Origin of the sequence: Amycolatopsis sp. MEPSY49 (assembly GCF_051337345.1) — a bacterium.
Classification (GTDB): domain Bacteria; phylum Actinomycetota; class Actinomycetes; order Mycobacteriales; family Pseudonocardiaceae; genus Amycolatopsis.
Genome location: NZ_JBDLYJ010000003.1, coordinates 297,043 through 317,717 on the forward strand (window position 1 = coordinate 297,043; position 20,675 = coordinate 317,717).

The 20,675-nt window shown below is 71.3% G+C and carries 25 protein-coding genes; 10 read left to right on the forward strand and 15 right to left on the reverse strand.

All coding sequences use genetic code 11. The features are described from left to right. The first annotated feature begins 5 nt into the window (after positions 1 to 5). Positions 6 to 1,055 carry a nitronate monooxygenase gene (locus ABFJ78_RS16035; protein ID WP_436387134.1) on the forward strand — a complete coding sequence of 350 codons (1,050 nt, stop codon included), beginning with the start codon at positions 6 to 8 and terminating at the stop codon, positions 1,053 to 1,055. Here ABFJ78_RS16035 and ABFJ78_RS16040 read toward each other — a convergent pair. From ABFJ78_RS16040 to ABFJ78_RS16050, 3 genes are all read right to left on the reverse strand, one after another. Next, positions 1,052 to 2,482, reverse strand: a complete 1,431-nt coding sequence (locus tag ABFJ78_RS16040; RefSeq protein WP_436387135.1) for an amino acid permease — start codon at positions 2,480 to 2,482, stop codon at positions 1,052 to 1,054. The two genes, ABFJ78_RS16035 and ABFJ78_RS16040, sit on opposite strands and share 4 nt — an antisense overlap. 90 nt (positions 2,483 to 2,572) lie before the next feature. Then, on the reverse strand, positions 2,573 to 3,616 hold the full coding sequence (locus ABFJ78_RS16045; RefSeq protein ID WP_436387136.1) for an alpha/beta fold hydrolase: 1,044 nt from the start codon (positions 3,614 to 3,616) through the stop codon (positions 2,573 to 2,575). 137 nt (positions 3,617 to 3,753) lie between these two features. After that, positions 3,754 to 4,719, reverse strand: coding sequence for a quinone oxidoreductase family protein (locus ABFJ78_RS16050; RefSeq protein ID WP_436387137.1), 966 nt, complete (start codon positions 4,717 to 4,719; stop codon positions 3,754 to 3,756). A 59-nt stretch (positions 4,720 to 4,778) separates the two neighbouring features. Between ABFJ78_RS16050 and ABFJ78_RS16055 the strand changes: the two genes are divergently transcribed. The 3 genes from ABFJ78_RS16055 to ABFJ78_RS16065 are packed head-to-tail and all read left to right on the forward strand — an operon-like array spanning position 4,779 to position 5,823. Next, positions 4,779 to 4,982 carry a hypothetical protein gene (locus tag ABFJ78_RS16055; protein WP_086676857.1) on the forward strand — a complete coding sequence of 68 codons (204 nt, stop codon included), beginning with the start codon at positions 4,779 to 4,781 and terminating at the stop codon, positions 4,980 to 4,982. A gap of 11 nt (positions 4,983 to 4,993) precedes the next feature. Next, positions 4,994 to 5,458, forward strand: coding sequence for a ribonuclease domain-containing protein (locus ABFJ78_RS16060; RefSeq protein WP_436387138.1), 465 nt, complete (start codon positions 4,994 to 4,996; stop codon positions 5,456 to 5,458). After that, the gene (locus tag ABFJ78_RS16065) at positions 5,455 to 5,823 is read left to right on the forward strand and encodes a barstar family protein (protein WP_436387139.1); all 369 of its coding nucleotides are present in this window, start codon (positions 5,455 to 5,457) and stop codon (positions 5,821 to 5,823) included. Before ABFJ78_RS16060 ends, ABFJ78_RS16065 begins: the two co-directional genes overlap by 4 nt. Here the strand turns inward: ABFJ78_RS16065 and ABFJ78_RS16070 are convergent. Further along, entirely contained in the window at positions 5,798 to 6,775 is a 978-nt protein-coding gene (locus ABFJ78_RS16070) for an Lrp/AsnC family transcriptional regulator (protein WP_436387140.1), read from the reverse strand. The genes ABFJ78_RS16065 and ABFJ78_RS16070 overlap by 26 nt on opposite strands. Positions 6,776 to 6,877: 102 nt before the next feature. Between ABFJ78_RS16070 and ABFJ78_RS16075 the strand changes: the two genes are divergently transcribed. Continuing rightward, complete coding sequence (locus ABFJ78_RS16075) at positions 6,878 to 8,155, forward strand: MFS transporter (protein WP_436387141.1); 1,278 nt, start codon at positions 6,878 to 6,880, stop codon at positions 8,153 to 8,155. A 145-nt stretch (positions 8,156 to 8,300) separates the two neighbouring features. On the opposite strand, the gene ABFJ78_RS16080 is transcribed toward ABFJ78_RS16075, so the two are convergent. From ABFJ78_RS16080 to ABFJ78_RS16125, 10 genes are all read right to left on the reverse strand, one after another. Then, on the reverse strand, positions 8,301 to 9,068 hold the full coding sequence (locus ABFJ78_RS16080; RefSeq protein WP_436387142.1) for an enoyl-CoA hydratase family protein: 768 nt from the start codon (positions 9,066 to 9,068) through the stop codon (positions 8,301 to 8,303). 85 nt (positions 9,069 to 9,153) lie between these two features. Continuing rightward, positions 9,154 to 9,783: a cyclase gene (locus ABFJ78_RS16085; protein ID WP_436387143.1), complete on the reverse strand. Its 630-nt coding sequence runs from the start codon at positions 9,781 to 9,783 to the stop codon at positions 9,154 to 9,156. Between the two features lie 163 nt (positions 9,784 to 9,946). After that, complete coding sequence (locus tag ABFJ78_RS16090) at positions 9,947 to 10,684, reverse strand: sirohydrochlorin chelatase (RefSeq protein WP_436387144.1); 738 nt, start codon at positions 10,682 to 10,684, stop codon at positions 9,947 to 9,949. After that, positions 10,681 to 11,943: a sulfate adenylyltransferase subunit 1 gene (locus tag ABFJ78_RS16095; RefSeq protein ID WP_436387145.1), complete on the reverse strand. Its 1,263-nt coding sequence runs from the start codon at positions 11,941 to 11,943 to the stop codon at positions 10,681 to 10,683. The genes ABFJ78_RS16090 and ABFJ78_RS16095 overlap by 4 nt, the downstream gene beginning before the upstream one ends. Further along, positions 11,943 to 12,863, reverse strand: a complete 921-nt coding sequence (cysD, locus tag ABFJ78_RS16100) for a sulfate adenylyltransferase subunit CysD (protein ID WP_436387146.1) — start codon at positions 12,861 to 12,863, stop codon at positions 11,943 to 11,945. The genes ABFJ78_RS16095 and cysD overlap by 1 nt, the downstream gene beginning before the upstream one ends. Before the next feature lie 11 nt (positions 12,864 to 12,874). Continuing rightward, on the reverse strand, positions 12,875 to 13,570 hold the full coding sequence (locus ABFJ78_RS16105) for a phosphoadenylyl-sulfate reductase (RefSeq protein ID WP_436387147.1): 696 nt from the start codon (positions 13,568 to 13,570) through the stop codon (positions 12,875 to 12,877). Continuing rightward, the gene (locus ABFJ78_RS16110; protein WP_400876472.1) at positions 13,567 to 13,716 is read right to left on the reverse strand and encodes an Insertion element protein; all 150 of its coding nucleotides are present in this window, start codon (positions 13,714 to 13,716) and stop codon (positions 13,567 to 13,569) included. Before ABFJ78_RS16110 ends, ABFJ78_RS16105 begins: the two co-directional genes overlap by 4 nt. Positions 13,717 to 13,750: 34 nt before the next feature. After that, positions 13,751 to 15,445, reverse strand: a complete 1,695-nt coding sequence (locus ABFJ78_RS16115) for a nitrite/sulfite reductase (RefSeq protein WP_436387148.1) — start codon at positions 15,443 to 15,445, stop codon at positions 13,751 to 13,753. 106 nt (positions 15,446 to 15,551) lie between these two features. Further along, positions 15,552 to 15,662: a putative leader peptide gene (locus ABFJ78_RS16120; RefSeq protein ID WP_352252756.1), complete on the reverse strand. Its 111-nt coding sequence runs from the start codon at positions 15,660 to 15,662 to the stop codon at positions 15,552 to 15,554. A gap of 37 nt (positions 15,663 to 15,699) precedes the next feature. Then, the gene (locus tag ABFJ78_RS16125) at positions 15,700 to 16,275 is read right to left on the reverse strand and encodes a TetR/AcrR family transcriptional regulator (RefSeq protein ID WP_436387149.1); all 576 of its coding nucleotides are present in this window, start codon (positions 16,273 to 16,275) and stop codon (positions 15,700 to 15,702) included. Positions 16,276 to 16,351: 76 nt separating this feature from the next. Here ABFJ78_RS16125 and ABFJ78_RS16130 point away from each other — a divergent pair, with 76 nt between their 5' ends. The 3 genes from ABFJ78_RS16130 (at position 16,352) to ABFJ78_RS16140 (ending at position 18,964) form a co-directional block, all read left to right on the forward strand. Continuing rightward, complete coding sequence (locus ABFJ78_RS16130) at positions 16,352 to 16,768, forward strand: VOC family protein (protein ID WP_436387150.1); 417 nt, start codon at positions 16,352 to 16,354, stop codon at positions 16,766 to 16,768. 14 nt (positions 16,769 to 16,782) lie between these two features. Further along, the gene (gene hemW, locus ABFJ78_RS16135; RefSeq protein ID WP_436387151.1) at positions 16,783 to 17,982 is read left to right on the forward strand and encodes a radical SAM family heme chaperone HemW; all 1,200 of its coding nucleotides are present in this window, start codon (positions 16,783 to 16,785) and stop codon (positions 17,980 to 17,982) included. A gap of 61 nt (positions 17,983 to 18,043) precedes the next feature. Continuing rightward, positions 18,044 to 18,964, forward strand: coding sequence for an NADP-dependent oxidoreductase (locus ABFJ78_RS16140; protein WP_436387152.1), 921 nt, complete (start codon positions 18,044 to 18,046; stop codon positions 18,962 to 18,964). A 156-nt stretch (positions 18,965 to 19,120) separates the two neighbouring features. On the opposite strand, the gene ABFJ78_RS16145 is transcribed toward ABFJ78_RS16140, so the two are convergent. Then, the gene (locus tag ABFJ78_RS16145) at positions 19,121 to 19,738 is read right to left on the reverse strand and encodes a TetR/AcrR family transcriptional regulator (RefSeq protein ID WP_436387790.1); all 618 of its coding nucleotides are present in this window, start codon (positions 19,736 to 19,738) and stop codon (positions 19,121 to 19,123) included. Between the two features lie 171 nt (positions 19,739 to 19,909). Between ABFJ78_RS16145 and ABFJ78_RS16150 the strand changes: the two genes are divergently transcribed. Next, positions 19,910 to 20,320: an SgcJ/EcaC family oxidoreductase gene (locus ABFJ78_RS16150; RefSeq protein ID WP_436387153.1), complete on the forward strand. Its 411-nt coding sequence runs from the start codon at positions 19,910 to 19,912 to the stop codon at positions 20,318 to 20,320. Then, a complete protein-coding gene (locus ABFJ78_RS16155; RefSeq protein WP_436387154.1) occupies positions 20,317 to 20,652 on the forward strand; it encodes a hypothetical protein in 336 nt (111 codons plus the stop codon). Before ABFJ78_RS16150 ends, ABFJ78_RS16155 begins: the two co-directional genes overlap by 4 nt. Positions 20,653 to 20,675 lie beyond the last annotated feature (23 nt).

Genomic DNA, 20,675 nt, shown 5'->3' on the forward strand with positions numbered 1-20,675 from the left:
GTGGCATGTTCGACGAGCTGACGTTCCCGGTCGTCGCCGCGCCGATGGCGGGCGGTCCCACCACTCCGGAGCTGGTCGCCGCGGTGACCGAGGCCGGCGGCTTCGGCTTCCTCGGCGCCGGGATGCTCACCCCGGCGGCGCTCGCCGCGCAGATCGACCGCACCCGCGAGCTGACCGGCCGGGACTTCGGCGTCAACCTCTTCGTCCCGCAGCCGGACACCGGTGCCGACGTCTCCGCGCACCGCGAACGGCTCGAAGCCTTCGCCCGCGAGTACGACGTCGAGCTCGGCGAACCGAAGTGGGACGACGACGCGTACCCCGCGAAGCTGGACGTCGTCCTCGAGAAGCGGGTCCCGATGGTGTCGTTCACCTTCGGCCCGCCCTCGCCGTCGGACGTGGTGCGCCTGAAGGAGGCCGGCAGCACGGTCGTCGTCACGGTGACCACGCCGGAGGCCGCGCAGCGGGCCGCGGACCTCGGCGCCGACGCGCTCGTCCTGCAGGGCTTCGAAGCGGGCGGGCACCGGAGCCTGTTCACCGACGACCCGCGCCTGCCCGGCGGCGGCGCCGAATACGGCGTCCTCGCGCTGCTGCGCCTGGTCGCCGCCCGCACCGACCTGCCGTTGATCGCCGCCGGCGGCCTGGTGCACGGCGCGGACGTCGCCGCCGTGCTCGCCGCCGGGGCGGTCGCGGCCCAGCTGGGCACCGTCTTCCTGCGCGCCGACGAAGCCGGCACGTCGGAGGCCCACCGCAAGGCCCTGGCCCTCGCCGAGCGCGAGACGGCGTTCACCCGTGCCTTCAGCGGACGCCCGGCGCGGGGGCTGGTCAACAAGTTCATGGACGCGCTGTCCGAGGGCGCGCCCGCGGCGTACCCGCAGCTCAACCACCTCGCGGGCCCGGTGCGCAAGGCGTCGGCGAAAGCCGGTGACCCGGAAGCGATCTCGCTGTGGGCGGGCCAGACCTACCCGCTCGCCTACGACGCCTCGGCCGCCGTCATCCTCGAGCGGCTGAAGGTCGAGGCGCGCGAAGCCGCCGCGCGCCTCGACCGGATCCGCTAGCGGTTCAGGAGCGAGTGCCGCTTGCTGTAGAGGAAGTAGACGGCCAGGCCGATGACGAACCAGACGGCGAACCGCAGCCAGGTCGCCGGCTGCAGGAACGTGATCAGCCAGATCGAGAACACGACGCCGATCGCGGGCACCACCGGCATCCCCGGCGTCTTGAACGTCCGGTTCAGGTTCGGCTGCTTGTAGCGCAGCACGATCACCGCGACGCACACGACGACGAACGCCAGCAGGATGCCGATGTTCGTCAGCTCGGCCGCCTCGCCGATCGGCAGGACGCCGGCGATGACCGCGGACGCGCCGCCGAGGATCCACGTCATCCGGCTCGGCACCTGGCGCTTCTCGTTCGTCTTGCCGAACCACGGCGGCAGCAGGCCGTCCCGGCTCATCGAGTAGCCGACGCGGGTGGCGCCCATCAGGAACGTGAACAGCACGGTGAGGATGCCGATGATCGCGCCGATCGCGATCACCGTGGCCAGCCCGGACAGGCCGACCGACTTGAACGCCGTCGAGAAGCCGCTCTTCGGGTCGATCTCGGTGTACTTCTGCATGCCGGTCAGCACCAGGCAGGCCAGCACGTACAGCACCATCGAAATGGCGAGCGAGTAGATGATCGCCTTCGGCATGTGCCGTTGCGCGTCCTTCGACTCCTCCGCGGCGGTGCTCATGGCGTCGTAACCGAAGACCGCGAAGAAGACCGTCGCCGCGCCGGTCACCGCGCCGCCGAAGCCGGCCGGGGCGAACGGCGTGTAGTTGCCGGTCTTGACGTAGAAGAACCCGACCAGGATGACCACCAGCACGATCAGGACCTTGATCCCGACCATCGCCGTCTCGAACCGGGCGGCGCTGCGGATGCCGCGGTTGAGCAGGTACGCGATCAGCAGGCACAGCAGCGCGGCGAACAGGTCGACCTTGTGGCCCGGCCCGGTGCCGGGCGCGCCGAGCATCCACGCGGGCAGGTCGAGGCCGAGCTGGCCGAGCAGGAAGCTGAAGTAACCGGAGATGCCGATCGCCACCACCGACACGATCGCGGTGTACTCGAGCAGCAGGTCCCAGCCGATGAACCAGCCGACGATCTCGCCGAGCACCGCGTAGCCGTAGGTGTAGGCCGAACCGGCCTTCGGGATCAGGCCCGCGAACTCGGCGTAGGAAAACGCGGCCGCGGCGCTCGCGACGCCGGCGATGAGGAACGAGATCAGCACGGCGGGGCCGACACCGGGGATGCCCGCCGAGTCGTCGCCGTGCGCGACGCTGCCCGCGAGGGCGAAGATCCCGGCGCCGATGATGCCGCCGATGCCGATGGCGGTCAGCTGCCACAGGCCCAGGGTGCGTTTCAGGCCACCGCTTTCCGAGGTGTCCTGGATCTGGTCGATCGGCTTGCGCCGGAAGATGCCGGAGCTGGAGCCCAGGCTTGGAGAGGACATCTTCGTCTCCCGAACGTCGGTGGACGGCCCGGATCACGGACCCAACGGGGGAACCTACCGCCAACTCCGCGTGAAGACAGTGTGAGCCGCTCAGCCCGCCGCGGTGTCCTCGCTCACGGCCGCGGTTGCCGTCGCCGCGGCGCGCTTGGCCTGGGTGGTCCGTACCGCGCTCGCCGCGAAGTAGGTGAGCAGCTCGGCGATCTCCACCGGGTCGTCCAGCTGCGGGCAGTGCCCCCAGTCCTCGCGGACGAGCAGCCTGCTGTGCGGCACCAGCGTGTGCAACTGCCGCCCGGACGCCGCCGTGACGAGCTTGTCCTTGCCGCACGCGACGACCAGCAGCGGCACCTTCACCGACTCGAGGCGGTAGGCGTCGGCGAGCTCGGCGACCAGCTGCCGGGCCTGCTCGAGGCGGCTCTTGGTCGAGCGGTAGTCGGGGAACAGCGCGGTGAAGCGCTGCACCTGCACAGCGTCGGCGACGCTCGAGTCGGCGTACAGCAGCCGCGGGACGACCTGCTCGGCGACCTTGCGCACCAGGAAACCGGGTACCGGGACCGGCAGCGCGGAATACAGCCGCAGCGGCAATGGGTAGCGCGCGACCGTCCGGATCAGCCACGAGTCGACGAACCCGGGCGCCGCGATCGAGACGACACCCGAGATCGGCAGCCGGCTGTTTTGGGCCGCGCGCAGGCTCATCGTGCCGCCGAGGGAGTTCCCGGCCAGCACGACCGAGCCGAGCACGGCCTGTTCGCGCACGACGGCGGTGGTGAACGCGTCGAGCTGGGGCAGCATCGGGCCGGGCCGCAGCGGCTGCGCGTCGCCGAACCCGGGCAGATCGACCGCGACCGCCGGAATCCCGGCGGCCGCGAGCTGCTCCAGGGCGGGGCGCCACGTGTCGGCGCTGTCGCAGTAGCCGTGCAGCAGCACCAACCGCGGTGCCGACGGCTTGACGTGCGGCGTGGCCGCCCGGCGGCGCAGGGAACGACGGGGGAGTTCCGGGTCCGGAGTGGTTTCGCCGACTTCCAGGACGCGGGTGCGGACGCCGGCGTAGCGCCGGAAGGAGACCCGGATCGGGTCCGGGTCGCTGCTGGACCGGCCGCCCGGTCCAGCCGAGGCGGGCCGCTTCGTTGCGGTCATACCTCAAGATTACCTTGCGACCATTGGGTTTTGGTCGAATTCAGGTGCTAACGACCAGATCTCGAACTGAGTACGTTAAAGATTCACCAGATGCCGAGCCGGGCGGAACAAGCCGATCCGCCCAGCTCAGCGGGGGTCTAGCGGGTGAAGACGATCTTGCCGGCGGTGTCGCCGTCGAGCATGGCCTGGAACCCCTTAGGGGCCTCGGCGAAGGGCAGTTCGGCCCCGATCTGCGGCCGCACCCCGGTCAGGTCGAGGTAGGCGAGCAGGTCCGCGAGCTCGTCGCGGGTGCCCATCGTCGAGCCGGAGACGCGCAGCTGGAGGAAGAAGACGCGCTGCAGCTCCGCGCCCGCGTCCGGGCCGCTGGTCGAGCCGGAGACGACGATGATGCCGCCCGGCTTGAGGGATTTGACCGAATGCGACCAGGTTGCCTTGCCCACGGTCTCGAACACGGCGTCGACGCGCTCGGGCAGCCGCGCGCCCGACTCGAACGTCTGGTGCGCGCCGAGGCTCGAAGCGAGCGCGCGCTTCTCCTCGGTACGGCCGGTCACCCAGACCCGGAACCCGGCCGCGCGGCCGAGCTGCACCAGCGCCGTCGAGACGCCGCCGGAGGCCCCCTGCACGAGCATCGTCTGGCCGGGCCGCAGCCCGGACTTCACGAAGAGCATCCGGTAGGCGGTCAGCCAGGCCGTGCCCATGGTCGCGGCTTCGGCGAAGCTGAGCGCCTCGGGCTTCGGGACGACGTTGCGGGCCGGGACGATCACCTGGTCGGCGAAGGTGCCCTGGTGCTTCTCGGTGAGCAGGGTCCGCTTCGGGTCGAGGGTGTCGTCGCCCTGCCAGCCCGGCGCGTTGATCACGGAGTGGATGACGACCTCGGAGCCGTCGTCGAGGGTCCCCGCGCCGTCGCAGCCGAGGATCATCGGGAACTGCTCGGGCTTGATGCCGACCCCCCGCAGCGTCCAGAGGTCGTGCATGTTGAGGCTGGCCGCCTTGACGTGCACGCGGACCCAGCCGTCCGGCACGTCGGGTTCGGGTCGCTCGCCCACGACGAGCGAGTCCAGCGGGCTTTCGGCGTTGGGTTCCTGCGCGTACACGGCGAACATGCCTCGCAACGTACCGCCCCTGAAGCGCGGCGGCAGTAGAGCGCGCGTAGGCTCACACCGTGTTCAACGGGCTTGCCGACTGGTGGGACGGGGTCGAGCTGTGGCTCGCCCAGGCCTGGTTCCCGGTCCAGTTCGTGCTGGTCATGGTGGTCGTCGTGCCGCTGTGCCTGGCCGCCGCGTGGGTGCTCGACAAGCTGGTCGGGCTGTTCGCCCGCCGGCTCGCTCCCGGGCGTGACGACGACCGCTCCGACACCCCGTCCTAGGCTGGCGCACCATGTTCAACCGAAGGCGGATCACCGCCGCCCTGATCGGGCTCCTCGTGCTGGTGCTGGGGGGCTGGCTGGTCAAGGACGTCGTCAGCGACGGCTCCCCGGCGTCCCCGGGCACCTCGTCCAGTCCGTCGGCGAGCGCGCCGGCCAAGGGCGGCGCGGCCGTGCCGGGCGCGGACTCCGGGCTGCCGGTCAAGGGCCTCTCGACGCTGCCGCCGCAGGCTTCCGACACGTGGCAGCTGATCGAAAAGGGCGGGCCGTACCCGTACCCGCGCAACGACGACGTCGTGTTCGAAAACCGCGAGAAGCGGTTGCCCGGCAAGAAGTCCGGCTACTACCACGAGTACACCGTGAAGACGCCCGGCAGCGCCGACCGCGGCGCGCGGCGGCTGATCACGGGGCAGGCGCACGAGTTGTACTACACGGGCGACCACTACGCGTCGTTCGTCGTCGTGGACCCGGCCCGATGAGCGCCTCGGAGCAGGCGAAGGCCGCCGCGGAAGCAGCCTTCGCGAGGGGCGCGTACCCGCACCTGGTGAACTCGCAGCCGACCGTCGACAAGGCGAGCACGCTGACGGCGTTCGCCGAGGCACTGTCCTTTCCGGACTACTTCGGCCACAACCTCGACGCGCTGTACGACTGCCTGACCGACCTGTCCTGGCTGCCGCCGGGGGAGCACGTGCTGATCTGGCCGGGCTCGGAAGCGTTGCGCAAGGCCGAACCCAAGACGTACCTGGCGATCCGCAGCGTGCTTTCGGACGCGCAGCGCGCGCTCGGGCCGAGCGGCCGCAGCGCCGGTTCGTGGCGGCTCACGGTCGTGCTGCCGGACGCCTGAGCGGCGTCCCCGCGCGTTTGACCGTGCGGTTCACCGGCGCGCTTTCGAGGGTCTGCACGCCATGGATTCCGGCGACGCGGTCGGTGAGGTAGCGGTAGAGGTCGCCGCCGTCGCGGCAGTTCACCATCGCTGTCAGGTTGGTGGTGCCGGTGGTGGCGACGGCGAACGACGTCTCCGGGTGGCTCGCCAGCGCCGCGCCCGCCTCGGCCAGGTTCGCCGGCGAGACGGTGAGCCACAGCCGCGTTTCGGACCGGAACCCGAGCCGGGCCGGCGAGACGTCGAGGTGGTAGGTCAGCGTGCCGTGCCGCCGCAGCACGTCCATCCGGCGCCGCACGGTGGAGTCGGACCAGCCGGTCGCCTTCGCCAGCGCGGTGTAGCTCGCCCGGCCGTCGAGGGCCAGCGCGTCGAGGAGTGGCTGGTCTTCCGGTTCCGGGGGGAGGCCGGCGCAGTCGGGCTTCGGCGGCCGCAGCCGGTCGATCTGCCCGGGGGACAGGCAGTGCAGCCCGCTCCAGCCGTCCGGGAGCGCGAACGTGTGCAGCAGTTCGTGCGCGGAGACGGCGGTGACGCGGTTGGCGCGCGGCAGCTTGTGCGGCAGGAGGTCGTCGCGCCCGGCCGTGTCCGGCGCGTGGACGGTGCACGAGATCTCGGTGCCGCCGGAGAGCAGGTGGACCCAGGAGACGTCGGGCCGGTCGGCGAGCGCGTCCGCGACGGCGGCTCCGGCGTCGGGGGTCGTGCGCAGGCGAAGCGTCCAGGTCGTGTAGCCGGCTTCGCCGCCGCTGACCGCGCCGGTGATGCGGAGGACGCCGGCGGTCCGCAGCCGCTGGTAGCGCCGGGCGACGGTGTTCTCGGAGACGCCGAGGACCTCGCCGAGCGTCCGCATCGGCGCGCGGCCGTCGAGCTGCAGCGCGTGGAGCAGGCCGCGGTCGACGTCGTCCAGCATGACGGTTTCCATGCGCGCAGCGTATTCGATGACGGTATCCGGCGGAATCTGTCTTGTTTCTGGTGGCGATCGGCGTCGTGACCGCACCCTTCGGGGCACACGAAGGGAGTTTCGATGCGCAAGTGGTGGCCGTTGGCCGCGGTCTGTGCGGGGTCGTTCCTGTTCCTGCTGGACACCACCGTCGTGACGGTGGCGCTGCCCCGGATCGGTGCCGACCTGTCGGCGTCGGTGGAGCAGCTGCAGTGGGTGCCCGACGTCTACACGCTCGTCCTGGCGGTGCTGATGCTCGCCGTGGGTTCGCTCGCGGACCGCTGGGGGCCGCGGCGGGTGTTCCTCGCGGGGTTGGCGGTGTTCGGGTTGGCGTCCTTGGCCTGCGGGTTCGCCGGAGACATCGGGACGCTGATCGCGGCGCGCGGAGCGCAGGCGATCGGCGGCGCGGCGTTGGCGGTGACGGGGTTCGCGTTGCTGGCTGCCTGTTACGAGGGGCGGGCGCGAGGCACCGCGATCAGCGTGTTCTTCGCGGTGAACGGCCTCGGTGCGGCGGCGGGTCCGGTGGTCGGCGGCCTGCTGACCGAGTACTTCGGGTGGGCGGCGATCTTCTTCGTCACCGTGCCGTTGGCTTTGCTCACCGGGGTGTTCGCCGCGTTCGTGGTCGGGAGTGACACCCCGGTTCGGCGTGGCCGGTTCGACGTCGCGGGCGCGGTGTGGTTCGCGGTGTTCGCCGCGAGCCTGGTGCACGGGCTGACCTCGGGCGGCTCAGTGCCGATGCTGGGGATTTCGGTGATCGCCTTCGCGGGGTTCGTCGTGGTGGAACGGCGGCGGGCGGAACCATTGCTGGAGCTGGGGTTGTTCCGGGACGGCGGGTTCACGGCGCTGGTCGCGTGCGCGGCGGCGTCGACGTTGACCTTCGCGGCGCTGGTGTACGTGTCGCTGTGGCTGGCGCTTTCGCTGTCGCCGGTCGAGGCCGGGCTCGCGATGGCGCCGCTGGCCGTGGCGTCGTTCTTGACGTCGACGTTCCTCGGGAAGGTGCTGCACCGGATCCCGGCGCGGGTCCTGCTGGGCACCGGGGTGGTGCTGGGTGCGCTCGGCTGCGTGGTGCTGCTGGTCGCCGGGATTCCGATCGGCCTGGCGGTGACCGGTGTGGGCGTGGGGATCGCGGGCCCGTCGATGGGCGCGGCGGTCGCGGTCGCGGCCCCGCCGGGACGGGCCGGCATGGCCGCGGGGATCCTCACGACCACCCGGCAGTTCGGCCAGACGCTGGGGGTGGCGGTGCTCGGGATCGCTTACCAGGCCGGGGGTTTGACGCCGGTGTACGTGGTCGCCGCGGCGTGCGGCGGGGTGACGGGCCTGCTCGCGCTGATCCCGCGCAAGCAGTCCCGAGTCCCGGCGTGACCCAAGCGCCCCAATGTGGCCTTCGGTGCTCCACCGATGCCCCCGCCGCCGCCCTCAACGGAGGCGCTTCGCGCCGCAGTGCTGATTCAACGCACCGAAGGCCGCCTTGGGTGCGTCAGACGCAACCAAGGCCGCCTTGGGGCGCCTAGTCCTGCGGGACCCAGTTCGGCTTGCGCTTCTGGGCGAAGGCGAGGATGCCCTCCTGGCCTTCCTCACTGGCGAAGAACTTGGCCGACAGCCCCAGCATCTCCTCGAAGCCGTCCGACGGGGTGGCCGGGCGGGGGCGGCTCAGCAGCGCCTTCGTCTCGGCCAGGGCCTTCGGGCCGCCCGCCGCCAGCGCCTTCACGAACCGCGTGACTTCGGCGTCCAAATCGGACGTCGCCGAGTTCAGCAGGCCGATCTCCACCGCGCGGCGGGCGTCGAACGTGTCGCCCGTCAGGAACAGCTCGTGCGCCGCTCGCGGGTTCAGGCGCGGCAGGACCGTCAAGGAGATCACCGCCGGGACCACGCCGATGCGGACCTCGGAGAAGGCAAACGTCGCTTCCGGCACCGCCACCGCGATGTCGCACGCCGCCACCATGCCGATGCCGCCCGCGCGCGCCGGACCGGCCAGGCGCGCGACGACCGGCTTCGGGCTCGTCCACAGCTGCTCGAGGATCTTCGGGAACTCGTTCACGCCCTGGTCGCCCGCGCCGGCGCCGCGGGCCTCCTTGAGGTCCATCCCCGCGCAGAAGACCGGGCCCGTGTGGGTCAGCACGATCACGCGCACGGCGTCGTCCGAAGCGGCGCCGGCCAGCGCGGACGACAGCTCGCGGCGTAGCTGGGCCGAAAGCGCGTTGCGGTTGTGCGGGGAGTCCAGGGTGATCGTGGCGGTGCCGCCCACCACGTCGTAGTGCACCAGTTCGTCAGCCATGCCGACACAATTGCACATCCGTGGCGCGCGGCCGGTGTTGCGCGGGCCACCCCACGGGCGGGAACCCGCGGGGTGGCCCGGGCGGTCAGCCGATGGTCGTCGTGGTGAAGACCGGGCTGGGGTTGGGGAAGCACGCCGTCGGCGCCGTGATGTCGCCGATGATCGTGCTCGCCACCGCCTTGAACGTCAGGCCCGGGTCGCTGTAGCTCGTCCCGGACAGCTTCGTCTCGATCGTGCCCGACTGGCCCGCGGTCAGGTGCGCTGTGATGGTCGGCAGCTCGAAGGTCGCGCCGCCGGCGATCGGGCCGGGGAAGCTCAGGGTCGCGACGCCGTTCGCGACCGCGATGGTGGGTGCGGTGCTGCCGAGGCCGGAGCCGCCGGTCAGATCCGCGCCGACGTAGGTCGAGTTGGCCGGGATCGGGAACTTCAGCGCGAAGGTGTTGATGTTCTTGACCTTGTTCCCGCTGACGTCGCTCGGGACCGTGTTCGGCGCGGGATCGATGACGACGTCGAACGCGCCGCCGGGCGCGACCGTGGCGGGCGCCGTGACGTCGGTGTCCTGGTTCAGCGACACCTGCTGCGGCCCGACGATCGGGGCGTCGGCCTGGCAGTCGAAGGTGACGGTGGTGGCCGCCTGCGCCGGAGCGGCGAGGGCGATCGGGAGGGCGGCGGCCGCGGCCAGAACGCCCAGCTTGGAAAGGTGAAGAGCTTTCATCTGTATCCACCTACCTGCGGTTTCAAGAGGGGAGGGAGAAAGCTGCGCAGCGCTTAGATAGTTACCGGCAAGTTAACTAGCGCGTCAAGGATTTACCGTTCCCATACGCGCAGGGTGACGCTAAATGTGAATAAGACTCGCCTTTTGGCGGTGTTGCCGGAGGTCAGGCGTACTGGCGGAGCAGTCCGCTCACCGCGGTGGCGTACCGGCTGATGACGACGTCGGCGACGCGCGGGTCGTCGGCGAGGGGCGAGGCGATGAACGCCCCCGGATCCGCCTCACGGGCGAGCCGCGCGATCCGGTCCGGCAGCAGCCCCGGCGCGAGGAACCACGACGCCACGACCAGGTGCCGCACTCCGCGTGCACGCAACCGGTCGGCAGCCGCCGGAATATCCGGCTGGGTAGCCGAAGCGAACGCCTCGCTCACCGGGACGCCCAGCCGCTCTTCCCAGCGTCCCGCCAATGAAGCGACCACCGCGTTCGCCGACGCGTTGGACGAGCCGACCGCGCTCAGCAGCACACCCATCCCACGCCGGCGTGGCGCGGCAGCCAGCCGGTCCAGGGCCACCGCCTCCAGCGCCGGGTCCGCACCCAGCACGTCCGACACCTCGACGCGGAAGCCCGGGCACTCGGAAACGACCTGGTCGATCAGCGCCGGCAGGTCGACCCGTGCGTGGAACGCGCTGCCCAGCAGCAACGGCACCACGACCGCGGTCCGGTGCCCGGCGGCGTACAGCCCCCGCAGCACGTCCGTGACGAGCGGCGTCGAAAGATCCAAAAAGGACTCGTGCACTGACAGCCCCGGAGCCTGCGCGCGCACGACGTCGACGAGGGCCCGCACGGTCGAAGCCGAGCGGGGATCGCGACTGCCGTGCGCGACGGCGACCAGGGGCGGCGTCACGAGAAGCGCTCACCCACCAGGCCCGCGGCCAGCGTGTCGCCGTCCTTCGGGTCGATCACCAGGAACGCGCCCGTGCGCGGGCTGACGCCGTAGTCGTCGACGCCCAGCTCTTCGGCCAGCCGCAGTGTCACGCGGCCGATGTCGTTGAGCTCCAGCGAAGCCGGGTCGTCCACACTGGACAGCGTCTGCTCGTCGAACCGCGCGTGCAGCTCGCCGACCAGTGCCTGGACCGTGCGGGTGCCGTGCTTGACCAGCACCCGCGCCCCTTCCTTCAACGGCTTCGACGACAGCCAGCACAGCGTGCCGGTGATCTCGTCGGTGACCCGCGGCGGCGCGTCCGCCGCGGCGATCAGGTCGCCGCGGGAGATGTCGATGTCGTCGGCCAGCAGCAGCGTCACCGACGTCCCGGCGCCGGCCTCGTCCAGGGGACCGTCGGCGGTGTCGATGCGCTCGACGCGGCTGCGGATCCCTTGCGGCAGCACCACGATCTCGTCGCCAGGGCGGACCGTCCCCGCGGCGATCTGGCCCGCGTAGCCGCGGTAGTCCGGGTATTCCGCCGTCCGCGGGCGGATCACGTACTGCACCGGGAACCGCAGCGCCGAGTCGTGCGGGTCGGGCGCGACCGGCACGTCCTCCAGGTGCTCCAGCAGGCTCGGGCCGGAGTACCACGGCGTCCGCTCCGAGCGCGTCGCGACGTTGTCGCCCTCCAGCGCGGACACGGGGATTGCCAGCACGGACCCGCGCGCATAACCCAGCGAGAGCGCGTGCGCGGCGAACTCCTCGGCGATCACGGTGAACGTGGCCTCGTCGTAGTCGACCAGGTCGATCTTGTTCACCGCCAGCACCAGCTGCGGCACGCCCAGCAGCGCCAGCACGGCCGCGTGCCGCCGGGTCTGCTCGATCACGCCCTTGCGCGCGTCGACCAGCAGCACGGCCAGCTGCGCGGTGGACGCGCCGGTCACCGTGTTGCGCGTGTACTGCACGTGCCCCGGCGTGTCGGCCAGCACGAACGACCGCTTCGGCGTGGCGAAGTACCGGTACGCGACGTCGATGGTGATGCCCTGCTCACGCTCCGAGCGCAGGCCGTCGACGAGCAGCGACAGGTCCGGAGTGGACAGTCCCTTGTCGACGGACGCGCGCGTGACGGCGTCGAGCTGGTCGGCGAGCACCGACTTCGTGTCGTAGAGCAGCCGGCCGACCAAAGTCGACTTTCCGTCGTCCACGCTCCCGGCCGTGGCCAAGCGAAGCAGCGAGCTCATCAGAAGTACCCCTCACGCTTGCGGTCTTCCATGGCCGCCTCGGACATCCGGTCGTCGGCGCGGGTCGCACCGCGCTCGGTCAGCCGTGACGCCGACACCTCGGCGATCACGTCCTCGACGGTGGTGGCGGTGGATTCGATCGCGCCGGTGCACGACCCGTCGCCGACCGTCCGGTACCGGACCGTCAGTTCGCGGACTTCTTCACCGGGCCGCGGGCCGCCCCACGGGCCTTCCGCCAGCAGCATCCCGTCGCGCAGGTAGACCTCGCGCCGGTGCGCGTAGTAGATCGACGGCAGCTCGACCTTCTCGCGGGCGATGTAGTTCCAGACGTCGGCCTCTGTCCAGTTGGACAGCGGGAAGACGCGGACCTGCTCGCCCGGGCGGTGCCGTCCGTTGTAGAGGTTCCACAGCTCGGGCCGCTGCCGGCGCGGCTCCCACTGGCCGAAAGCGTTGCGGAGGCTGAAGATCCGCTCCTTCGCCCGGGCGCGCTCCTCGTCACGGCGGCCGCCGCCGAACACGGCGTCGAACTTGTTCTCCGCGATCGTGTCGAGCAACGGCGTGGTCTGCAACGGGTTCCGCATGCCGTCGGCGCGCTCTTCCAGGCGCCCGTCGTCGATCCAGTCCTGGACCTTCGCGACGACCAGGCGCAGGCCGTGGCGCTCGACGACGCGGTCGCGGAACTCGATGACCTCGTCGAAGTTGTGCCCGGTGTCGACGTGCAGCAGCGGGAACGGCACCGGCGCCGGCCAGAACGCCTTGATCGCCAGGTGCAGCAGCAGCGTCGAATCCTTGCCGCCGGAGAACAGGATCACCGGGCGGTCGAACTCGCCTGCCACCTCCCGGAAGATGTGGATGGCCTCGGACTCCAAGGCCGCGAGATTGTCCTGCGCCGCATCCGTAGCGGGCTCCAAGGTCGTCATGCGTCCCTTCCTCAGCCGTGCAGTCCGCACTCGGTCTTGCTCTGGCCCGCCCACCGGCCGCTGCGCGGGTCCTGGCCCGGCTCCACGCGGGCCGTGCAGGGCGCGCAGCCGATCGACAGGTAGCCGATCGACACCAGCGGGTTCTCGAGGATCCCGTGCTCGCGGATGTAGCCGTTGAACTCGTCGTCGGTCCACGCCGCGATCGGGTTGACCTTCACCAGGCCGTTGCGGTCGTCCCAGGTGACGATCGGGGTGTTCGCGCGGGTCGGCGCGTCGACCCGGCGGACGCCGGTGATCCACGCCGAGTAGTTCGCCAGGGTCTTGCGCAGGGGCACGACCTTGCGCAGGTTGCAGCACAGCGTGGCGTCGCGGTCGTGCAGCTTCGCGCCGTACTCCGCGTCCTGCTCGGCGACGCTCCGCTCGGCCTGGGCGTTCACGATCTTCACGTCCGGGTAGACCGTCTGCACGGCGTCGCGCGTGCCGAGGGTCTCCGGGAAGTGGTAGCCGGTCTCCAGGAAGAGGACGTCCACATCGGACTTCACTTTGGTGGCGAGGTCGATCAGGACGGCGTCCTGCATGTTGGACGCGACGATGAAGTCGTCGCCGAACGTCTCGACGGTCCAGCGGATCGCCTCGTCGGCGGTCGCGTCGGCGAGTTCTTTCGACGCGCGCTCGGCAAGGGTCTTGTAGTCGGCAGTGGCGGTCATCGGGACACCTCCGGAAGGGACAGTCCGAGGAACTTGACCGAGAAAACCCGGCGACAGGCGGAACACAGCCAGCCGCCGTTCTCTTCCGGCCGCAGGTCCTCGTCGCCGCAATAGGGGCAGTAGTACGGCGTCGCGCGCTCTGTCATTGGCGCCTCCGCGGGAGGGAGTACGTCGGCGCGGTCATTGCAGCGCGCTTTCCTCGGCGCGCGCGGCCCACTGCGGGAACCGTTCGCCGGGTTCGCGCCCGGCCACGTAGTTGCGCACGACCCGCTCGACGTACCCGGTCAGCTCACCCGAAGTCACCTTGTGGCCGCGCAGCTTCCGGCCGAACCCGGCGTCGAGGCCGAGCCCGCCGCCGAGGTGCACCTGGAAGCCTTCGACCTGGTTGCCGTCGGCGTCGGTGACGATCTGGCCCTTGAGGCCGATGTCGGCGGTCTGGATCCGCGCGCAGGAGTTGGGGCAGCCGTTGAGGTGCACGGTGACCGGCGTGTCGAGCCCGTCCTGGATGTCCGCGAGGGACTTCTCCAGGTCCGCGACGAGCTGCTGCGCGCGGGCCTTCGTCTCGACGATGGCGAGCTTGCAGAACTCCAGCCCGGTGCAGGCCATCACGCCGCGCCGCCACGGCGACGGCTTCGTCTCCAGCCCGATCTCGGCCAGCTCGGCCTCGAGCGCCGGGACCTGGGCCTCGGCGACGTCGAGCACGACGATCTTCTGCAGCGGGGTGAGCCGCACCCGGGTCGACCCGGCCCGCTCGGCGGCCTTCGCGACAGCGACGAGCGTGCCGCCGCTGGCGCGGCCGGCGATCGGCGCCGCGCCGACGTAGAAGTTGCCGTCGACCTGCGGGTGCACCCCGACGTGGTCGACCGGCAGGGCGGGGTTCTCCGGCGGCGGGCCGTCGATCAGCTCGCGCTTGAGGTACTCGTCCTGCAGCACCTGCCGGAACTTCTCCGCGCCCCAGTCCTTGACCAGGAACTTGATCCGGGCCCGGGAGCGCAGCCGCCGGTAGCCGTAGTCGCGGAAGATCGAGATGACGCCTTCCCAGACGTCGGGCACCTCGTCGCGCGGCACCCAGGCCCCGAGGCGCTGCCCGAGCATCGGGTTGGTCGACAGGCCACCGCCGACCCAGACGTCGAAGCCGGGGCCGTGCTCGGGGTGGTTCACCCCGACGAACGCGACGTCGTGGATCTCGTGCGCCACGTCGGGGAGACCGGAGATCGCGGTCTTGAACTTGCGCGGCAGGTTCGCGAACTCCGGCTTGCCGATGTAGCGGCGCTTGATTTCGTCCAGCGCCGGCGTGCCGTCGATGACCTCGTCGGCCGAGATGCCGGCGACCGGCGAGCCGAGCATGACGCGCGGGCTGTCGCCGCACGCCTCCATCGTGGTCATGCCGGCGTTCTCGAGCTTCTGCCAGATCGTCGGGACGTCTTCGATCCGGATCCAGTGGTACTGGATGTTCTGCCGGTCGGTGATGTCGGCGGTGTCGCGCGCGTACGCCTGCGAGATCTCGCCGAGCACGGTGAGCTGCTCGGTGGTCAGCGCGCCGCCGTCGAGCCGGACCCGCAGCATGAAGTAGCGGTCGTCGAGCTCTTCGGGCTCCAGCGTCGCGGTGCGGCCGCCGTCGATCCCCGGCTTGCGCTGGGTGTAGAGGCCGAACCAGCGGAACCGGCCGCGCAGGTCGCCCGGGTCGATCGCGTCGAACCCGCGGTGGGCGTAGATGTTCTCGATCCGCGCCCGCACGTTGAGCGGGTGGTCGTCCTTCTTCGACCGCTCGTTCGGGTTCAGCGGCTCCCGGTAACCGAGCGCCCACTGCCCCTCGCCGCGCTTCTGCTTGGCGCGCGCGGGGCGGGCGGGGGTCTGACGCGTGGGCGTGGCCATGGCGGCGTCCTCCGAGAGGCTTTCGTGGCAGCGGAGGACCACCGGCTCGCGGGTGTCCTCCGGCGCCGGCTGTCCAGAATTCGTGGCAGGTGGTGGCGATCGGGAGTCAGCGAACGGGTACGCAGAGGGCGCTGGCGACCCGCAGGAGGTCGACGTGGCGGCGCGCCACGAGGAGAACACCGGCATGAGTCACGGCGTCAGCGTGCCACGCGTCCACAATGTGGTCCAGGCCTGCCCGAATGGTGGGAGAAGGGTCACTCGCCTGGGAGAATGCGGTCGACCAGCAGGCTCACGACCTGCGCGTCCGAGTACCCGGAGAACGCTTCGGGCAATGTCAACCGCTCGACGGTCAGGCCGGTCAGGGCCAAGTAGAGCAGCAGAACCTCGTCGCGTCCGCCCGGCAGCCCGGCGGCTTCGTGGAAGCCCAGGCTGATCTCGAAGCTCTCCTTCACGGTCGCCGTCAACGCCGCCGCCAGCTCCGGCCGCCGGTTCGCCTCCAGCCGCAGTTCGAGCAGGGCGAGGTAGGAGCTGCGGCGGGTGGTCAGCCGCGTCATCAGGTCGCCGAGCAGCGCGGCGACCCGGGCGGTCGACGGCTCTTCCGCCCGCGGGGCGGCCATGACTTCGTCGGGAGCCGACAGCCGGACGTGCACGCGGTCGCCGGCCTCGGCCAGCAGCTGGTCGCGGCTGCGGAAGTAGTTGGACGTCGTCCCCGGCGGCACACCGGCCTCCGCGTCCACCGCCCGGTAGGTGAGCCCCCGTGCGCCGTCCCGGGCCAGCACCTCGATCGCCGCGTCGGTCAGGGCCGTCCGCCGTTCGGTGTTCTGCCGCACCGAATCCTCCTTGCCCGATTAAATCACTACAGATAGAGTACTACAGACAGAGTGGTTCGATGGAGAGGAACTGGGGATGCAGGTCAAGGGGTTCGGGGCGGGATACCTGGTCGACGACGTCGCCGCGACCACCCGCTTCTACGCGGACGTGATCGGCCTGGTGGTCACCGTGGAACTGGACTGGTTCGCCAGCGTCAACGCCGGCGCGCCCGGCTACGAGATCAGCTTCGTCCAGCGCGGCCACGAGTCGGTGCCCGCGGGCTACCGGGCCGCGGACACCGCCGGGCTGATGTTCGGGCTCGTCGTCGAAGACGCGGCCGCGGAGGCGAAGCGGCTGGAAGAAGCGGGTGTGGAACTGGTCACGCCGGTCGTCGACGAGGCCTACGGGCAGCGGCACTTCTACGTCGCCGATCCGAACGGCGTGCTGCTGGACGTCATCGAGATGATCCCCGTCGACCCGGAGTGGGCGGCGGCGAACACCCCGGCTTCGTAGGGGACAATCGGGGTATGCCCGATTCCTCGACCGACCTCACGCTGCCCGAAAGCGCGCTCAAGGGCGTCGGCAGCCGGCCGTTCGGGGTCTACGTGCACGTCCCGTTCTGCGCGACGCGCTGCGGCTACTGCGACTTCAACACCTACACCGCGGGCGAGCTCGACTCCGGCTCGTCGCCGCAGTCCTGGCTCGACGGGCTGCGGCGCGAGCTGGAGCTGGCCGCGCGCGTGCTGGTCGTGCCGCCCGCCGCCGAAACCGTGTTCGTCGGCGGCGGCACGCCGTCGCTGCTCGGCGCCGACGGTCTGGCCTCGGTGCTCGACGCCGTCCGCGACGTCTTCGGGCTCGCCCCGGGCGCCGAGGTGACGACGGAGTCGAACCCGGAATCGACGTCGCCGGAGTTCTTCGCCGGCATCCGCGAAGCCGGCTACACGCGCGTCTCGCTCGGCATGCAGTCCGCGGCGCCGCACGTGCTGAAGATCCTCGACCGCGTGCACACCCCGGGCCGGCCGGGCCAGGCCGCCGCCGAGGCCCGCGCGGCCGGGTTCGAGCACGTGAACCTCGACGTGATCTACGGCACGCCGGGCGAGCGTCCCGACGACTTGCTCGCGACGCTCGACGCCGTGCTGGCCGCCGGGGTCGACCACGTCTCGGCGTACGCGCTGATCGTCGAGGAGGGCACCGCGCTGGCCCGCCGCGTCCGCCGCGGCGAGCTGCCCGCGCCGGACGACGACGTGCTGGCCGCGGACTACGAGATGATCGACGCGACGCTGTCGGCGGCCGGGCTGCGCTGGTACGAGGTGTCGAACTGGGCGGCGTCCGACGCTGCCCGCTGCCGCCACAACCTCGGCTACTGGCGCGGCGACGACTGGTGGGGCGCCGGTCCGGGCGCGCACAGCCACGTCGGCGGGGTGCGCTGGTGGAACGTCAAGCACCCGTCCCGCTACGCGGCGCTGCTGGCCGCCGGCGACTCGCCCGCGGGCGGGCGCGAGGTGCTCACCGACGACGACCAGCACCTCGAGCGGATCATGCTCGAACTGCGCGTCGCGGAAGGACTTCCGCTGGACGTGCTCGACGAGCCCGGGCTCGCCGAAGCCCGCGCCGCCGCGGCCGAGGGCCTGCTCGATCCGTCCGCTTTGGACACCCGCGGCCGCGCCGTCCTGACCGACCGCGGCCGGCTGCTGGCCGACGGCGTCGTCCGGCGCCTTGCGGGCTGACGGGAATTAAAACCGGCCGCCCGGTCGTTGCTTGTATCGAGCAACGACTTTAGGAGGCCCCATGGCGCGCGCGATCAGGTTCGACGAGTACGGCGACGTGGAGGTCCTCCGGGTCGAGGACGTGCCGCGGCAGGCACCGGGACGGGGGCAGGTGCTCGTCGAGGTCCGCGCCGCCGGGATCAACCCGGGCGAGGCAGCGATCCGGCGGGGGCTCCTGCACGAGCGCTTCCCGGCGACGTTCCCGTCCGGGCAGGGCAGTGACTTCGCGGGCGTCGTCGCGGAACTCGGCGACGGCGTCGAGGAGATCGCCGTCGGCGACGAGGTGATCGGCTTCGTGCACACGCGCTCCAGCCACGCCGACTACGTCGTGGCGGAGGCTTCGGACCTCACGCCGAAGCCGGACGACGTGTCGTGGGAAGTCGCGGGCGCGTTGTTCGTCGCGGGTACGACGGCCTACGCGGCGACGGCCGCGGTGTGCCCGCGCGAGGGCGACACGGTGGTCGTCTCGGGTGCGGCCGGCGGCGTCGGATCGCTGGCCGCCCAGCTGGCGCTGCTCGCCGGCGCCAAGGTGATCGGCCTGGCAGGTCCCGCGAACCACGCGTGGCTGCACGAGCTCGGTGTCATCCCGGTGGCCTACGGCGACGGTGTGCTGGAGCGGATCAAGGAAGCCGCACCGGACGGCGTGCACGCGTTCGTCGACACCTTCGGTTCGGGCTATGTGGAACTGGCCCTGCACCTGGGGATCCACCCCGGCCGGATCGACACGATCATCGATTTCGAGGCGGCCGCGAAGTACAACGTGAAGACCGAGGGGAACATGGCGGGCGCGTCGGCCGAGGTGCTGCGCGAGCTGAGTTTGCTGGTGGGCAAGGGATTGCTGGAGGTCCCGATCGCGCGGGTTTATCCGTTGGCCGAGGTTCGTGAGGCTTACCGCGAGCTGGAGCAGCGGCACACGCGCGGCAAGATCGTCCTGCGGCCGTAGGCGTCAGCTGAAGGAGAACCGCGCTGCGGCTTCGGCGGGCGTTGCGGCCTGGGCGCGCCCGGGGACGTCGTGCACGGCGGTCGCGCCCTCGGACCACAACCCAGGTCGGCGAGGCCGGTGGGCCGACGAGGACCACGAGTCCCGGTCGCACCCGGATCACCGGTTCTTCGCCGCCAGCACCTTCAAGCCGGCGAGGTAGGTGTCGAGGGCGAACTCGAGGCGTTCGGTGGCCGTCTCGGCGGAGAAGAACTCGCCGATCCGCAGCATGTTCGGGAACGCGTCCGCGGGCAGTGAGCGCATGTACGCCACCATCTGCTCGCCGCGCTTCGCGGTCTCCGCTTCGTCGATGTCGCCCCAGGTCCAGCCGCTCGCTTCGTACGCGTACGCCTTGGCGTAGAGCGCCAGGGCGTCGCCCGCGAAGGTCGCCTGCTTGAGCGTCAAGCCGCCCGCGCGCAGCAGTGCGAGCATCGCCTCGCCCTGCCGCAACGAGCTCGGCGTGACCGGCACGGCGACGTCCCACGCCACCCGGGCGATGCCGGGGTGCGCGACCATCACCCGGATCTGGCCGCGGACGAGGTCCTTGACCTGGTCGTCCCAGCGCGCCGGGTCCGGGTCGGGGATCGGCGCCTCGGCGAGCACGGCGTCGAGCATCAGCTCCGCCAGCTCGTCCTTGTTGGCCACGTGCGCGTAGAGCGACGCCGGCCCCGTCTCCAGCTCCTGCGCGACCCGCCGCATGGTGACGGCGTCGAGGCCCTCCTTCGCCAGGACTGCCAGCGCCGTCTTCACGACGAGCTCCTGGGAGAGCGCGGGTTTCGCGGCGCGCCGGCGCGGGGCGCTGCGCCACGGGGGCGGGGGAACGGTCACGCGAACACTGTACTTGACGCGAACAGTGTTCGTATGTAGAACGGTGTTCGTCAAACGAACAGCGTTCGTGAAGGGGATCTCATGACCACCGCGGAAACCGAAGTCCGGGCCGTGCTCGGACGTCTCACCGAAGCCTGGAACGCCGGCGACGCCACCGCGTACGGCCGGCTCTTCACCGAAGACGCGGACTACGTGACGTTCTTCGGCCTCAACTTCCCCGGCCGCGAGGCGATCGAAAGCTCGCACCGCGCTCTCTTCGAAGGGCCGCTGAAAGGCTCCAAGCTGACCGGGCAGCTCGGCGCGGCGGCGAAGGTGCGGTTCGTCCGGCCCGACGTCGCCGTGGTCGTCGTCGGCGGTGGCTCGTCGCTGACCGGCGCGGACACCACCGACGAGGGGCGCGAATCGACTGTCAGCTTCGTGCTCGTCGAGGAGGACGGCGAGTGGCTGATCACGGCGTTCCAGAACACACGCGTCTCGGATCCGCGCGGGTGAAAGCGCTTGCGGAGGTGTCGGGGGTCGTCGCGCGGCCGCCCGGCGAGGTGTTCGAGGCGCTGCGGCGGCGGGTGACCGGGGGCGGCCACCCGATGCGGACGGAGGTCGATCGCGAGCGCGGGTTCCTCGCGGTCCAGGGTGGCTGGTGGTACCGCGGCGAATACCGCGTCACGCCGGATCCGGCCGGTGCGCGCGTCGAGCATCGCGTGGTCAACGCGGCCACTCGGGGGCGCTGGGGTGTCCCGCTCGCCAACCGGTTCTTCGTCGGGTTCCGCGCGCGGACGTCTGTCGCTTTTGCCCGGATGCTCGAGGAACTGGCGACATCCGAGTAGGCAGCGGGCAGCTCCGGCGCGTA